We start from the raw sequence: 14726 nt of genomic DNA, 5'->3' as shown, positions 1-14726 counted from the left end.
TTGCCACTGAAGGGCAAGTCTCTTGAATCGGCAAGTTTTCTGGTTCTCGTGGAGTTGCCGTGCGACGATCAGGGGGTGGACGACGTCACGACTAACGCAGAGGCTGCCAGCATCTTGGAGCTGGGCACCCAGAAGCTGCGCGAGCTGCTGGGAAGGGAATGGGACGTCATCGCCCAGCCCGAAGAGTTCTCCAAGGTTAATGAGGGAAGCCAGGGGTGGGACGCGGTCCTGCGGATCACCTCCCCCGGAGACGGGATCTTCACCGAGTTGCTCATTGACGTCCGTACCCGTGTCATGCCCAAAGAGGTCGCCGACGTGCTCGGCCCCACTGCGATGCTGGTGCGCAGGGTGAACCACAACACTCGGCTGATGGTGTTCGCCCCGTGGATCAGCCCTCGGGCCCAGGACGAACTGAACAAACGGGGAATCGACTATCTGGACCTCACCGGCAACGTGTCGCTTCGCGTGTCCAGGCCAGCCATAGTCCTTCGCACTCAGGGCACAGAGAAGGCCCCTGCCAGCCACCGGCCAGCCAACAAGAACAAACCCATGCTCACCGGTCCGCGAGCGGGCCGGCTCGTACGGCTACTCACGGACGTCCGCCCCCCTTACCGGGCAACCGAACTCGCCAACCACGCCACGCTGAGTCTGGCGTACGTCTCCAGGCTGCTCGACAGCCTGGAAGACCAGCTGGTGATCGAGCGCGACGGCAAGGTCGTCAGCCACGTTGACTGGCAGCAGCTGCTGCGCCTGCGTGCCAGCACTCTGGACCTGATGCACCAGACACGGCCCATGGGGCTGCTGGCCCCCATGGGCATCCAGCATGTACTGGGCCAGGTGGTCGCCCGCGACGGATACGTTGCAGACACAGAGGTCCTGGTAACAGGCTCCTACGCCGCCCGCTCGGTTGCCCCGGTCGCTGTCGGCGGGCAACTGATGCTCTACACCTCCTCCAATGAGATTCGGAACGCGGCGATTGCTGGCGAACTCGGCCTTCTGCCCGTTTCCGAGGGCGCCGACGTTCTGCTCCTAGGGCCCTGGGATTCGAGCGTGCTGTATCGGCCCCGCAAGTATGAGGGGACCTGGCAGGTCGGCCTCAGCCAGCTCGTCCTGGACTGCCTCTCCGGCCCCGGCCGCATGCCCGCAGAGGGCGAGGAAGTGCTTAAGTACATGGCCAGAGACGAGAGCGCCTGGCGTCTGGACACCCTCCAGCAAGCTGGGACCTACCGGAACACCAATTTCGGTACAGACCCGACGGCCCTGTTCTAAGATCCCCCCACGAACACGGGGGGCAACATGTCGCAGGCACCAGCAGGCGTCGACGCAGCGGAACTCAACCAAGCAGCACGCAGTGCCCTGCTCGATGCCCTCATCGCTCTGCAGAATCACCGTGATGCTCTGACCATCGTCGGGGCACAGGCCGTCTACCTGCGCACCCAGACCGCAACACTGCGCAGCGCCGCCTACACCTCCGACGGCGACATCAGCATCGACCCCCAGCACCTGGGAGACGATCCGCTCCTCGAGCAGGCCATGCACGCGGCTGGCTTTGTCCGGCGGGACAACCAGTCCGGCTTGTGGGAACGCCCCCAGCAGGTCGGCTCGCTGACCGTCCCAGTAGAGGTAGACCTCCTGGTCCCGTACAAGCTTGCGCCGCGCCCCAACAGCAGACGCCGCACAGAGCTGCCGCCCCACCACGAGTGGGCGACGAAGAAGGTGCCCGGCCTCGAAGTGGCCGCGGTCGACCGTTCACTCATGACGATCACCGGTCTGGCCCCTGGGGACTCCCGTCGTCTGGAGGCCTACGTCGCGGGCCCCACCGCCCTCTTGGTCGCTAAAGCCATCAAACTGGACGAACGGATTCAAGACGCAAAAAGGCGGCCCGACCGGCTTAGCAGCAAGGACGCCGGCGACATCTACCGCATCATGATGACGGTGCCCCCTGCCGAAGTCGCACGCACTTACGCAACGCTGCGTGATGATCAGCGCGTTGGCGACACTGCACAGGAAGGTATGGAGCTGCTGCGGACACTGTTCGGTGCAGCGTCCACTGCCGGCACTAGGCTTGCCGTGCAGGCTCTCGCGGGTGACGTCCCTGTCGACCGCATCCGCCAGCTCATGCCGAGTTACATCGCCGCTGCTCTCAGCAGCTGAACCCGGAACGCCTGCCACTGCCGACCGGCGTGCACCTCGTGGTGGAGGTCGCTGTGAACGTCGCCCGCAGTGAGGCCGGCCGGTGGCACCATCCTGTACGCCTGCACCGCCCGCGCCCCGACCTCCTGCTGGAGGTTATAACGGTGTTCGGCGTGTGACCGTGCTTGTAGCACAAGCTGTGTCATCACGTGGTGATGTTGGGGCAACCAGGGCGTGAGGTGCTGCGGTGCGATTGGATGATGCTCGGCAGGCGCAGGGACGAGCGAGCCGACATGTCGTTGGTCCCTGTTGTGATCCGTGAACCACGACCCGGACTCCTGCACTCAACCAGCCGCTTGCGGACGCCTTGGCCTCCGCCTGACCTCATCAGCTGTGCCTGAGCTTTACTGTCGGCGTGGAACTCAGTTCTGACCGTCTTCTGGTCGAACTGAGCCACATCGTCCCGGTTCGACCTCTGTCACGAAGGTATCGAAGCGGTGGATGTGCTCACGTTGTGGATCTTGGGTGCGGCGGGCGCGATGAGCGTCTTGTTGTTTACTGTGCGGGCCCTTTTGGATCAGCTCCCTGAGGTTTTCGCGGCCTGGCATCGTGCCAAGAGAGCGGTCCGAGACCGAGCTGGCGAGGACGACCAGCTGTCGTAGCCCACCCACATCTTGCCTGTGCAACCGACTGTGCAGCGGTGGCGTGGGATGTGCACTGTGCATGGCGTCGGCAGCCTGCACAATTCGGCCGTTGTGGCTGCGCGATGCTGTGACCTGCGGTGGTCGGGCCCACGGTTGGGGTTGCGCAGCCCTTGGTCGAGGCTGCGCATTGGCCTGTTCCCGCTGTTACCTGATGTGCGCAACGACTACGGTGGCGTCGACCTGATGAAGATCACTTGGAGGCGCACCGGGTAGACGGTGGTGCGCATCGTGGTGCGCATCGGATGGACGCGGTGCGGACTGGATGGGCGCTCCACCGCACCGGTGCGCTCCTACCCGGTGCGGTGGAGCGGTCAGTGGTGCAGAGCCACGGCGTTCTCCACCACCGCGCGGGCCCGCGCCACCTGTTCATCGTGCAGCGCCTGCAGAGTCGGGACGGCGTCCGTCGTTGCGTCGGCGAGGATCTGGCCGACGAAGTGCGCGATGGTGTGGGCGATCCTCGGTGCGGCAGGCGCGGGGGCGTGCGTGGCCCACTCGCGGATCGCCATCAGGTAGATGACGCCGACCTCGTCCAGGACGAAGGAGTCGGCGCAGGGGTCGGTGTCGTCGGACAGTGCGGTCACGGGGAAGACGATCAGCTCCGCGAAGCCTGGCATCAGTCCCGGCAATTGCTCCACCTCGGGCGCGAGCCGCGCGGCCTGGGCGTCGTCTTCAGCCTCCACGGCCAGGACGTAGTCGAAGCCGAGCTGGACCAGGTGCGGGGGCAGGGAGGGAACGATCGGGGACATGGGCAGCTCCTGACGTACGGGCGCCGTGCCGATCGCGGCGACGTCCCAGCAGGGTCGGCCCGCCAGCCTGTGGACAGAGGGCAGAGAACTCTTCCCCTCCTCCTGGATGGGATGAATCGGGGCTGCAAGGGTCAAACCCGGCTCACTTGTTTAGCAGGGTCGACCCGACCACGGACCCGACCATGCCCCCTTGTCCACCTCTGCTACCGCCCCGACCACGACCGCGTTTCGCCTTGACCACGTTTGCTGCCGGTGGCCGTCAGACCGCGGACAAGGGGGTCCCGGGGACGCTGCTCCCTCGAGTCCCCGCCCACCAGGGCGGCCTGAAGCGAAGGAGCCACCGCGATGACCATGCGCCGACCCCCGGCAGGCGCCCGGCGCGCCCGCCCCGACCACGGGCCCGACCAGTACCGGGCAAGCCGCCCCGGACTCCTGCGGTACGCACTTGGGACGCCACTGTGGAACCCACTTTGGTGCCCGGCACCGATCGGGACGAAGAAAGCCCAGGTCATCACGCAGGTACGGCTGCGTGCCGCGTTGTCACGACCCTCTTTTTTCCTCCTGAACTTCTCTGTGATGTCCGTGGAGGAGGAGATCATCGGGTCCGGGGGCCGGATGCCCTCTGCGGCCGGCCGGCGCCCGGCCAGTGGCCGCGTGGGACAGACGACGGGGAGGGAGCGCAGCTGATGGCGGGGAAGCGTGAGGAGAATCCGGCGGGGTCGTCGAACAACCTGCGCGGTGACGTGCTGCGGGTGCTGGGGGTGCTGAAGGTCGCGACGGTCGAACAGATCCAGCAGATCGCGGCCCCGCACCTGAGCTACCGGCACACCGACAAGCCGACCCCGTCGAAGCGGAAGCAGGCCCGCACCGCCTCCCACACGGGTGCGCTGTCCGATCTGCGCAAGCACGGCCTGGCGGAGAACGGCGGGCAGATCCCGGGCGGGGACACGCTGCGCAACCTGACACCCATGGGCCTGAAGGCCGCCGCTCGCGAACTGGGGCGGCCGGTGGGAGAGATGGGCGACCCGGCCCGCGGCGCGGGCCGCACCGGCGCCTCCCACCCGATGGCGGTCAACGAAGCCGTGCTCGCCCTGCTGCGCCCGAAGCCGGACCTGTCCCAGCTTGCAGGCGAGCCAGCCGACGTTCGCGCCGCCGCGCAGGCCGCCTTCGACGCGCCGGACGGGTTGGGCACGCTCGCCTCCTACGCGACCGAGGTGGCGCTGCCCGCGACCGGCACCTGGTCCAACCCCAGTAAGGGCGGCGCCCAGGCGGACATCGTCATCACCGCGCCCGAGGACGGGGTGCCGTTGCTGTTCGTGGAGATCGACAACTGCTACGAGTCCGCACAGGTACTCGCCGCGAAGATCGACAAGTACATGCGGTTCTGCCAGCGGAAGGTGAAGGACGTCGACGGCACCGAGCGGCCGATGTGGCGCACCCGCTGGTGGGTGCCCGACGGCCGCCACGCCGACCAGCCGCACCCGCCGTTGCTGCTCGTCTTCAACCGCGTCGGCCCCCGCAACCCCGACACCGTCACCGCGCAGCTGGCCGAACTCACTCGCCGGCACTGGCAGGGCACCGCCCACGACGGCTTTCACCTGTACGACGGCAAGCTCCCCATCGTGACCACCGGCATGAAACAGCTCCAAGAGCACGGCCCGGCCGGGGCGATCTTCCGGCGCTTCGGCCGTCGACACCACCAGACCCTCGTGGAAGCGATCGGTAACCCCCGCCGCGAAGCGGCCGACGCCCGCCAGCAGGCCGAGTACCAAGCCCGGATGCGGGAGCACAAGGAGCAGCTGCGCCGCGCGGCCGAACAGCAGCGGGCCGAGCGGGAGGCCCGCCGTCCCGTGTGCGTCGGCTGCGGTACCCGGTTCACCGACGCACGGTGGAAGGCCATCGAGCCCGCCGGGTGGGGCGTCCCGCGCGAGACCCACCCGCACCTGTGCGACGACTGCAAGCAGCAAGCCGTCACCGCCGAATGCCAAGCCGAGCACACCGAGGACGGGCACCAGGTGCAGGACCGGGCCGTGCCCGAGCAGAAGGCCGGCAGCACCTGGCTCTCCCGCTTCCGCACCTGACGCTCACAAGACCCGCCCCGTTCAGCACAACAGAATCGGAGCGCGCCAGATTCTTCCCGGCACAGACCAAGAACTGAACGCTGACTTCGACGGATCGTCGGTCCTGGCGGCTCCAGGCCGCGCAGCCGTCGGCCATCGTCAGAGCCGACTAGTGGCCCAGGCATGTCGACGAAGGGCCTGTGCTCGACGTACGGCCCTCCGCTGGCGTCCGCGCCGCTTCGGTCATGGAGTCCCGCGTGGACGTCGCCCCGGTCTTGCGGACACGTGAGCGTGACCGCAAGACCGGGGGCGGGCTTCGCCGTCCAGCCGCGCGCCCCCGCGGACGAGGCGGGATCGCGCGGCGGCCGGACGAAGGTGGCGGTGAGCAAGAGGCCGCCCTTGGACAGGGCGGCCGGTCACCGGCGGGACCCGGTCCTGTTGTTCTTCCGCGTGGGCCGATGAACCTTCACCTGGAACCGGCGCTCGCGGTGGCGCAGCCACGCGAGCAACAGGTCCCGCTTATGCTCGGACTCTTCCGGCATGACGATCTGCGCCAGGCCCAGGACAAGGGACACCACGAGCGTCACGGCCACGGTGCCGACGACGGCCTCCCAAGGGGCCCCGGCCATCGTCAGGGCACCGACAACAGCCCCACCACTAATGGCTCCGACCGCTGCGCGGCGCGCACCGCTGGTCCTCGGGGACGGCTGGACCGGGGTACTCATCGGCCCGCCCCCTTCGTCGCGTTCTTCTCGGCCGCCGCGCCCCGGGCCCACTCCATGTCGATCTCCGGGGGCACGTGCAGAGCGCCGGCCTTGCGCAGATTCTTGACCTTGGTGCGGAAGGCGTAGCGGGCATTCTCGACGTCGCCGATCTTGATGCCGAGCTTGTCGGCTATCTCGCTCCTGGACAGCCCGTCCAGGGTCATCAGCCACACGGCCCGGTCCCGCGGCTTGAGCTCGGTGATCATGCCGGTGAGGGTGTCGCACAGTTGGGCAACACCCGCGGCCGCCGGTTCGGAACCGTCCAGGCCGAGCACGCGGACGAGCATCTCGGCAGGCATGCGGCGCGCGTGACGCTCGAAGCGGTCCTCGCGCTCGTCCCGCCAGGTGTAGAAGACTCGAGGGAAGACCAGCCCGCACCGCTGGTAGAAGAACGAGGTGAGCTTCGCCGGCCGACCGTTCTTACCGCAGTTGGTGGACGGCGCGTACCCGCCGCGCTTGAGAACCGTCGGGAAGGTCTCCAGCGCGACGTAGATCGTGCGTACGGCGAGGTCCTCACGGTCCGCGGAGTTACGGTGCAGCGTGGAACGCTCCTCGTCACTCATCCTCAGCGGCGTCTTCGACTTCTTGGTCAGCGCCACGAGCTTGTCGGTACGACGCATCGCTCCCCTCAGAGGCCTGAATGCGTAGCCGAAGAGCTCGTCGGCCGTCTGCTGCCACAGACGCCCTGTGAAGCCGGTGTCGACAAGTTCGGCGACGCGGTCGACGTCGCGCCGGATGTCCTCGGGGAGTCTGTCGGTGGGACTGCCCGTGCTGGTCCTGGACTGGGTCTCCAGACCTTCCATACTGTTGGAGCGCATCTTCTTCCTTGTGTCCCCACCGCTGATCAGCGACCGCGGATGCTGGTTATAAGGCCTGACGCTCTGCTGTATGCAAGGCAACGACGAAAACCATTAGATTCGCGCGAAAAAGTTTCCTGCCGCGCTCTAATCACCCGCCCAACTGGGCTTATTTCAGACCCGCGACATCTACGGAACCCCGACCGGGAGCTGTCTGGACAGCACTGATGCGGAGTGGGCCGAGGCGAACCGGTTGGAGACCGAGGCAGCGGAGCAGTGCCGTCGAAAGAAGACGGTGGAGGCAGAGACGCCGCAGATGATCGCCGACGCGGAGCAGGCGCGGCGGCCGATGCCCGGCACCGGATCGCGGTGCTGGAGGCCAAGGCCGCCACGATGGACGACTGGGCCGGCCTTACCCTGCGCCGGCGCAGGGCGCGCAAGGTGGCCTGCATGATCGTGGCCGCCGGAGGCGACGCCGACCACGTCGACGTTGTCGCGCTGGTGGACATTGAGGCCGCAGTGGCTGTCGGCTGGACCGTGGCCGGGGGCATCTGCAAGGAGGCGCAGGGGCTGCTGGTCGGCGGCCACGACCCGGCCACCGCGTACACCCCTCGGAACACCGCTGACGAGACGACGCCGCCCGCCCCCTGCGGGCGGCGCTCCCACGACGGGGGTGCCGCCCGCAGTCGTGTGCGGGGCCCGGCGGGAGGCCGGGACGGTGCGGGCCCGACCACGGCATGCCGGGACCCCGACCACGGCAGGTCAGCCGCCTTGCCGGGCCGGGGCAGTTGCCGGAGCAGGCACCGCCTCATGCGGCTCGGCCTGCGCGGCCCCGACCACGAGAGTGGCCAGGACACCTGCCGCGGCCACGGCGACCGTGACCGGGCCCATGAGCGCCGGGTGACGGTGGACGAGATAGCCGAGGCCGACGACGACGACCAGGCCGACGAGCACTAGGAGCAGCAGGACGAGCAGAGCGAGCGTGGACACGAAGTCCCCCTAGAAATCAGGCACGCGGCGGATCCGGGTGCGGTGGATGGCGGAGCGTGGGCTGTCTTCGCCCCTTGCGTCTCGGGGAGAGCACTCCGACAGCAGACGTCAGGTTCGTTGAGGAGAGGGCTAGCCGCGCAACCCCGCTCTGACCTGCACCTTCCGCGCTGGAGGGATCCTCGTCACACGGTTGAGTGCGGGTGTATCCAAACACTGGCGCGGTGCTGACTCTGCTCAACGAAGGAGGTGCATTCAATCCTCCTGACCTGCGGATGCGCTGCCCCGTGGGCTTGAATGCACCGGGCAGACCCGGTAGGCCTCACGGCTCCTGCTCTTATTTGTGTTGTGGGGCGCGTGTTCGTCAGCTACTCAAAGTCCAGCGAGTCGAACGCCCGCGCCCTGATCCGGCCGGTACGGGGCCTGGACTGCACGTCGGTGTGCCAGGAGAGACGGCGGCCGGGGAGAACACGGAGCCATGAGTACCACTCGCCCCCTGCTGATCCAGCGCAAAGCCACCGCCGCGTACGACGCGTGAGCCGTACAACGATCCGACGCCGGGAGACTGGCGAACTGCCCGAGGCCGTGCTCGACGACAACCGCAGCTCACTCATCCCCCGTGGATGACCGGCTTGCTGCCCGATTCCGGCCCGACGCCCCGCCCCATCCGACGAGACGGCAGTCGGCGACCAGGCGCCGGACGGGACGCGGCAGGACACCGCTCCCAACAAAACGGCGGCGGCCCTGCGGACCGAGCACGCCCTGGCGCTCGCCGACGAACACGACGCCTACGACCTGGAGGAGAGGGTGGGGAGGGGACGGGCGGGTGGCGCGCTTCGGGGGATCGGGCGGCCGGGAGTTGCTTGCGTGTCGGCGGGGCCTCCGCGGGGTGTCCCGACGCCTGGCGTCATGTAGCCATATGTGGAGCAGGGCTGGGGTGCAACCTTGCACGTTGACCCCGTACGATCGAAGTGCGGATGACACGTAAAACTTGACGAAGAGGGCCCCGTCCTCGGGCTCCTACCCCCGGTTCCAGGGCCCTCTCCATCCGTGACACAGCTAGTGGGCCCGGCCGTCCGCAGTTCGGGTGGGCCCACTGCTGGACCCTCCGTGGTGTACGTCCGGGATCACGCGCTTCCCGCTTACGAGAAGAAGTGCTGTATCACGAGGTTGGCGACGCCCGCCGCCACCGGTGACCAGTCGATCAGAAGCTGCCTGATGAGCCGGCGCTGTTCCCGACGCTGCTCGGCAGTCTCCTGCTCCTTGTCACCGTCTGAAGCGGCCGTCTGTCCTTCCATGTGATCCTCCGTGGCATCTGGAGACAGCCCGGCTGGGCTTGCCGGGCTCTTCACCGGTTGGTGAAGCGCTGGGCAGACGCCGTGGAGGAACGGGACCAAGCATAGGGCCGCATCCCGCGACCGAAGACCCGGGGACCACAACTTCTGGGCGCTTGCGGACCCTGACCTGCGAGGATGCCTCACACCTGGTAGAGGTTCCTAGCTCATCAATCAGGTTCTCGAACGCTGTGCTGGTCCTCGCGGCTCTGACCGATGGCAAGTTGCCGAAGCTACCGACGATCCTGTGAGGAGGGTTGGGAGTTCATGTACTGCCCCTTCTGCAGGCTGTACGCGCCACCAGAGCCGGCGGACGACGAACACCTTGCCCCTCCACGCCCGCTTTTCTCTGCATAGTGAATCCGGCCTCGACGCGCTCGGCGTCTCGCAGCGCACGGTGGAGCGGTACGTGAAAGACCAGATCCGCCGGCCCCGCGCCGACCTCGCCCAGCGTCTGGCGGGTGCGGTGCGCGAGCGCTGGCAGCCCTGCGTCCGTGAACGCGCCCGGCGCCAGGCAGCCACCAGCACCGGCCTGGTCGTCGACACCCGCGCCCGGTTCGGCTTCACCGCCGCGCCCGGGACCACCGACGACGCCCGCATCCGTCACCTCACCCTCGCCCTGCCCCCGCAGCACGCGGCCCGCCTCTTCGACGCTCAGGATGCTGGTGCCAGCGAGCAGCAGCTGCGTGCTCTCGCTGGGGAAGCCCTCGGAGAGGTCTACTTCCGCGACGGCGGCCGCCGCGCCCACGGCCTGGAGGTGGAGTTCACCGACGTCGAGCACCTGGAGTTCGACCTGTAGCTGTGTCCTGTTCCAGTGGGATCTGGGTGTCCGCAGGAGATGAACCGGGAGAGGTCTCCTGGAGCGGTGCTCCGTGCCAACGGCCGCCTTCTGAGCGGTTGGTGCCTCCCTCCACATCGACTGTGTGCTCTTAGCCCACTAGATTGGGAACGCTAGTTCGAATTTGGTTACGAGAAGCGATCGAAAGCCTGCGAATGCCGAACTGTGCGTCCCAGTACGCCCGTCCCAACGGCATCGTTAGGCACTACAACCGCCAAGCCCGCAGTCGTGGGCGGTGTGCCCTAGGTACGGCAGCAGGAGGAGAACAGTGAGCGACCGCAGTTCCATCGAATGGACCGAGGCGACCTGGAACCCGACCACCGGCTGCGACCGCGTCTCCTCCGGTTGCGACAACTGCTACGCCCTCACCCTGGCGAAGCGGCTGAAAGCCATGGGAGCGGCGAAGTACCAGAACGACGGCGACCCGCGCACCTCCGGGCCCGGCTTCGGCGTCACCCTGCACCCTGACGCTCTCGACGTCCCCTATGGCTGGAAGAGTCCACGGGTGGTTTTCGTGAACTCCATGTCCGACCTCTTCCATGCCCGGGTTCCGCTGGACTTCGTCCGCCAGGTCTTCCAAGTCATGGCCGATACACCGCAGCACACGTACCAGGTTCTGACCAAGCGAGCCCGCCGCCTGCGCCAGGTCGCGCACAAGCTTGAGTGGCCGGCCAATCTGTGGGTGGGCGTCTCCATCGAGACCGAGAATGAGCTGGCACGCGTCGACGACCTGCGTGAAGTCCCTGCCGCAGTCCGGTTCCTGTCCTGCGAGCCGCTCCTCGGCCCTTTGCCCGGCCTCAGCCTCGAAGGCATCCACTGGGTCATCGCCGGCGGTGAGTCCGGACCACGTCACCGCCCCCTGGAGGAGGCATGGGTCACCGGCATCCGAGACGCCTGCCAGGACGCTGGCGTCGCTTTCTTCTTCAAGCAGTGGGGCGGCCGCACACCAAAGGCAGGCGGCCGCGAACTGCACGGCCGCACCTGGGACCAGATGCCGCTGCCCGTTGCCGTATGAGCAGGGTCGGGCGGCATGTTGCCCGACCCAAGCACGTCAAGCGACGACACGTCCCGGAAAAACCTTGATCTCCCGGGTTCGCTTCACGCCCACACCATTGCTGGGTGTCTTGCCCTCGCCGTGCAGGCGCTGCACTGCTTGGCGGGCCGCGGGCTCGGTCACCTGCCCGTAGAAGTCTCCAAAGATCTCCAAAGTGTGGTCCACGAGCCTGACCGGGCCCCGGGCGCGCAGCAACAGCTTCTCCAGGTTCTTTGCGATCTCGGGAACCGCCCGATTCGTGATCTCCTTCGGGTCCGGACGCATGGGCCACAGCGCCAGCTTCCCCTCGCTCTCCTCGCGGGCATCCAGCGTCTTCCACCATTCGTCACGAGCCCGGGCAACCGAGTCGCCAAAGACCCACAAGCCGTACTGACTCCGGGTGGCGAAGACCAGCCGGTAGACGGCCCGCTTGTGCGCGTCGTGGGAGACCGGCACCGACTGCACGAACATGCCGGTGCGCTCCTCAAGCAGACGGGAGTACTCAGCCGCCACGGCCTCGATGGCGTCCTCAGCAGCTCCCTCCTTCGCCTTCGGGGCAGCAGCCTCTGCGAAGTACTCCCGCCACCAGGTGCCACCGCACACATCGTCGAAGCGCTGCAGCGACCTCTCGTTGCCCTGCGGGGAGCGCACGTGGCCGCCCAAGCGCCACACCGCCATCATGCTGAAGTTCATCAACAGCTCGGTCGGCGGTTTCGTCTCACGCCGCTGCCGGGCCAGCACGTCCACCAGACGATCCTGAGGAAGAACCAGCCCGCACGGATCCAGGAACAGGAACAGCGGCGCGCCTGCAGCCCGCTGAACAACACTGTCGAGAATCCCGTCGACCTCACCGCGGCGGGCATGTGCCAGCACACCGCCGGCCCGATACTGCTCGACGACCTGATGCAGCCGATCGAACGACTTCTGCTGCGCCTCCGTGAAGAAGCACTCCACAGTGATCCCGTGCTGGGCACGGAAGTGGGAGGCAACCCGCAGAGCGATCTCCGCCGAAGCAGGATCACCGTTCTCGTAGCGGCCCTCACCTGCGTATCCGTCGAGGTACACCACACGCTTGTCCCGCGTCTGCGAAGCCGTCATGCCACCGAACTGAGGCATGTAGCGCTTCAGCAGCTCGTGCTTGAACACGCTGGGCAGAGCCTTGTCCGCCCAGTAATCCCCACCCGTTCCAGTGGACATGGCCCCCCACTCCGTCACGGCTCAACTACCCGTCTGTAACGCATAGTCAGCTACACGCCAGATTCCGACAAGAGGCCCACCACGCCACCTGTCCCAGTTCTGGGGCGGCTGTACCGGTGCAGAGAGCTGCGGACCGTCCCTTGGTTCCGGGCATACCTCGATCGAGTGAGTTGACCAAGCCAGCGCTGTGCACCAGGCGGCTGCCAGCATGCGACAGCAACAACCGCCGCCCGCACGGACTCCTACAGCGCTGCGTCGAACAAGAAATTGGGAGATGTGGCATCCTTCGCCGTTTATGCTTTGAGCCATGCAGAACGAGTGTAAGCAAACCTACGTTGGGCAGTGGTGGCTCCCTCAGCATCCCGAGCAAGTAATGCACGGCAGCCTAGAAATCGAGCTAAACCACCCAGAACTCTCCGTCTATGAGAAGCTTTCACCCGGTCAGAGCAGCATAGCCAAGCGGAGCCACTCCGTCATACACGGCAGAAGTATGGGCGTTGGAGTGACTCTACTGGGCGCCCTTTCCACTGGCGGAAGCAGAAGCAAAAACGTTGAGGGTGAAGAAGCATACGAGGAAACCCAGAATAGGTTCGTGGCAAATACTGCACTGATCGGCGACGAACTCCTTAACGAGGAGGAGTGCAGTTTCAACCGTGCCTACTTTCGCTTGTATAACTTGGATCAGTGGGCCAACCGCACGGTGTATAAGCATTCTGACAGGGTGGTCGAAGCGCTCGATGTACCAGACCTGGTAGCCAACATTCCCGGATGCCAGGTGTTACTGCGACGAATTACCACATCCCACCTAGGCCGACTGACGGATGCAGGGTTCACTAGTCATGAAGTGATTGAGCTCAAAATCGAGGAACGAGTATCCCTTGAGGATCTGGAGCAAAGATTCATCAGACCGCTCGAACAATTGATTACCCTGGCCACAGGGCGGCATTGCGAAGCGTTCTCTCTCCAGGTAGGGAACTATGACGAAACCAAAGAATGGCTAGAGACCTGGCCCGTGAAGCTCTACCACGTTCGCCAGAAGAGGAGTGACCAGGGACAACCGGGTAAGCCGATGATTCGCGAGCATATGCGCTTCGGAATGAACAGCAATCATTGCCCACCCAATGTTGAGTTCGGTGCCGTCGTCCTGAAGTGGTACGAGCAGCAGGCCAAACTGGCATCCGCATGCGACTGGGTGTTCTCTCTTCAATCTGAGGTAGGAGGGTACCTGCAGCAACAGGTGTTCACGATTGCCTCAGCGATCGAAGCACTGCATCGAGGCCTCAACCCGCACTATGAGGAGAAAACAGAAGAGGACCGCGCCAGAAACAGGGCGATCCTTTCAGCCGTCAAGAAAGAATCTCCAGAGCATCACCAGTGGCTGGCGGGCGTCATTCAGTACGGTCACCGAAAGTCTTACGTGTTTCGCGGGCGTGAGCTACTTCAGTACACAGACCATTTCATGGCTGAAATTGTAGGAGATGAGGAAAAGTGGATCCAGGAGGTTCGGAAAATCCGTGACGGGATTGGTCATGTGCTGAATTCGAGTGACGAATATGACGTAGAGCAGATGGTTGCCTTGCTTAGGACAGCCCGCCTGTTCGCCGAAAGTGTATTGCTTCGACAACTCGGTTTCAGTGCAGAAGAATGTCGTCAAGCGTTTTGTCATGATTGGGAGCTGCAGAATGCCGAGCGACGAATGAGGAAAAGCTTCCCGGAATGGTTTGGTGTGACCGAGGGCGAAGGCTGAGTCCAGACTCCATCCTGAAGACTGTTTGAAGCAGGGGGTGGCCCGGTTCTGTCAAAGCTACATGCTGCATCACCTGATGCAGGGTCACCCCTCCCTCTTACTGCTCGGGCCGTAGGCCCGTTGGCCGCACCGCGTAGCGGGGCCGGCCTTTCGGGCGCGGAGCGCCCGGGGTGGCTGGAGCGCAGCGGAGGCCGCCTTGCGGGGGCGTAGGCCCCGCTGCTCCGGGAGCGCAGCGGACGGAGCGTCACCGGCCCGGCGCAGCCGGGCCGGTGGGCTGGTCGCGCAGCGACCAGCAGCGCTCACGCGGAGCGGGAGCGCAACACCCGCGCGCAGCGCGGGTGTTCGCTTGCCTCCGGGCGCAGCCCGGAGGGGACCCGCTCCGCGGG

General features: G+C 66.2%; 12 protein-coding genes. 7 read left to right on the top strand and 5 right to left on the bottom strand.

All coding sequences use genetic code 11. The features are described from left to right. Both ACF1DX_RS36320 and ACF1DX_RS36315 read left to right on the top strand, forming a co-directional pair. Positions 1-1269: a hypothetical protein gene (locus tag ACF1DX_RS36320; RefSeq protein ID WP_391795414.1), complete on the top strand. Its 1269-nt coding sequence runs from the start codon at positions 1-3 to the stop codon at positions 1267-1269. A 27-nt stretch (positions 1270-1296) separates the two neighbouring features. After that, positions 1297-2154, top strand: a complete 858-nt coding sequence (locus tag ACF1DX_RS36315; protein WP_391795413.1) for a hypothetical protein — start codon at positions 1297-1299, stop codon at positions 2152-2154. 994 nt (positions 2155-3148) lie between these two features. Here the strand turns inward: ACF1DX_RS36315 and ACF1DX_RS36310 are convergent. Then, positions 3149-3583, bottom strand: coding sequence for a hypothetical protein (locus ACF1DX_RS36310; protein ID WP_391795412.1), 435 nt, complete (start codon positions 3581-3583; stop codon positions 3149-3151). A gap of 686 nt (positions 3584-4269) precedes the next feature. Between ACF1DX_RS36310 and ACF1DX_RS36305 the strand changes: the two genes are divergently transcribed. Beyond that, on the top strand, positions 4270-5664 hold the full coding sequence (locus ACF1DX_RS36305; RefSeq protein ID WP_391795411.1) for a replication-relaxation family protein: 1395 nt from the start codon (positions 4270-4272) through the stop codon (positions 5662-5664). Positions 5665-6059: 395 nt separating this feature from the next. On the opposite strand, the gene ACF1DX_RS36300 is transcribed toward ACF1DX_RS36305, so the two are convergent. Then, the gene (locus ACF1DX_RS36300; RefSeq protein WP_391795410.1) at positions 6060-6236 is read right to left on the bottom strand and encodes a hypothetical protein; all 177 of its coding nucleotides are present in this window, start codon (positions 6234-6236) and stop codon (positions 6060-6062) included. A 128-nt stretch (positions 6237-6364) separates the two neighbouring features. Beyond that, positions 6365-7225 carry an RNA polymerase sigma factor gene (locus ACF1DX_RS36295; protein ID WP_391795409.1) on the bottom strand — a complete coding sequence of 287 codons (861 nt, stop codon included), beginning with the start codon at positions 7223-7225 and terminating at the stop codon, positions 6365-6367. 348 nt (positions 7226-7573) lie between these two features. On the opposite strand from ACF1DX_RS36295, the gene ACF1DX_RS36290 reads away from it, so the two are divergent. Further along, positions 7574-8161: a hypothetical protein gene (locus ACF1DX_RS36290; protein ID WP_391795408.1), complete on the top strand. Its 588-nt coding sequence runs from the start codon at positions 7574-7576 to the stop codon at positions 8159-8161. 1172 nt (positions 8162-9333) lie between these two features. Here ACF1DX_RS36290 and ACF1DX_RS36285 read toward each other — a convergent pair. Beyond that, positions 9334-9489 (bottom strand): hypothetical protein, encoded by a 156-nt coding sequence (locus ACF1DX_RS36285; RefSeq protein WP_391795407.1) that lies wholly within the window; start codon positions 9487-9489, stop codon positions 9334-9336. Positions 9490-9772: 283 nt separating this feature from the next. Between ACF1DX_RS36285 and tpg the strand changes: the two genes are divergently transcribed. Further along, complete coding sequence (tpg, locus tag ACF1DX_RS36280; protein ID WP_391795406.1) at positions 9773-10324, top strand: telomere-protecting terminal protein Tpg; 552 nt, start codon at positions 9773-9775, stop codon at positions 10322-10324. A 307-nt stretch (positions 10325-10631) separates the two neighbouring features. Beyond that, on the top strand, positions 10632-11378 hold the full coding sequence (locus tag ACF1DX_RS36275; protein WP_391795405.1) for a DUF5131 family protein: 747 nt from the start codon (positions 10632-10634) through the stop codon (positions 11376-11378). A gap of 36 nt (positions 11379-11414) precedes the next feature. Here ACF1DX_RS36275 and tcmP read toward each other — a convergent pair whose 3' ends face one another. Continuing rightward, a complete protein-coding gene (gene tcmP, locus ACF1DX_RS36270; RefSeq protein ID WP_391795404.1) occupies positions 11415-12593 on the bottom strand; it encodes a three-Cys-motif partner protein TcmP in 1179 nt (392 codons plus the stop codon). 307 nt (positions 12594-12900) lie between these two features. On the opposite strand from tcmP, the gene ACF1DX_RS36265 reads away from it, so the two are divergent. Then, entirely contained in the window at positions 12901-14340 is a 1440-nt protein-coding gene (locus ACF1DX_RS36265; RefSeq protein WP_391795403.1) for a HEPN domain-containing protein, read from the top strand. Positions 14341-14726: the final 386 nt, after the last annotated feature.

This window comes from Streptomyces sp. NPDC014676 (genome assembly GCF_043084105.1).
In the GTDB taxonomy this organism is placed as follows: domain Bacteria; phylum Actinomycetota; class Actinomycetes; order Streptomycetales; family Streptomycetaceae; genus Streptomyces.
The sequence above is the reverse complement of the archived record's forward strand: the minus strand, read 5'-3'. Positions and strand labels throughout refer to the sequence as shown.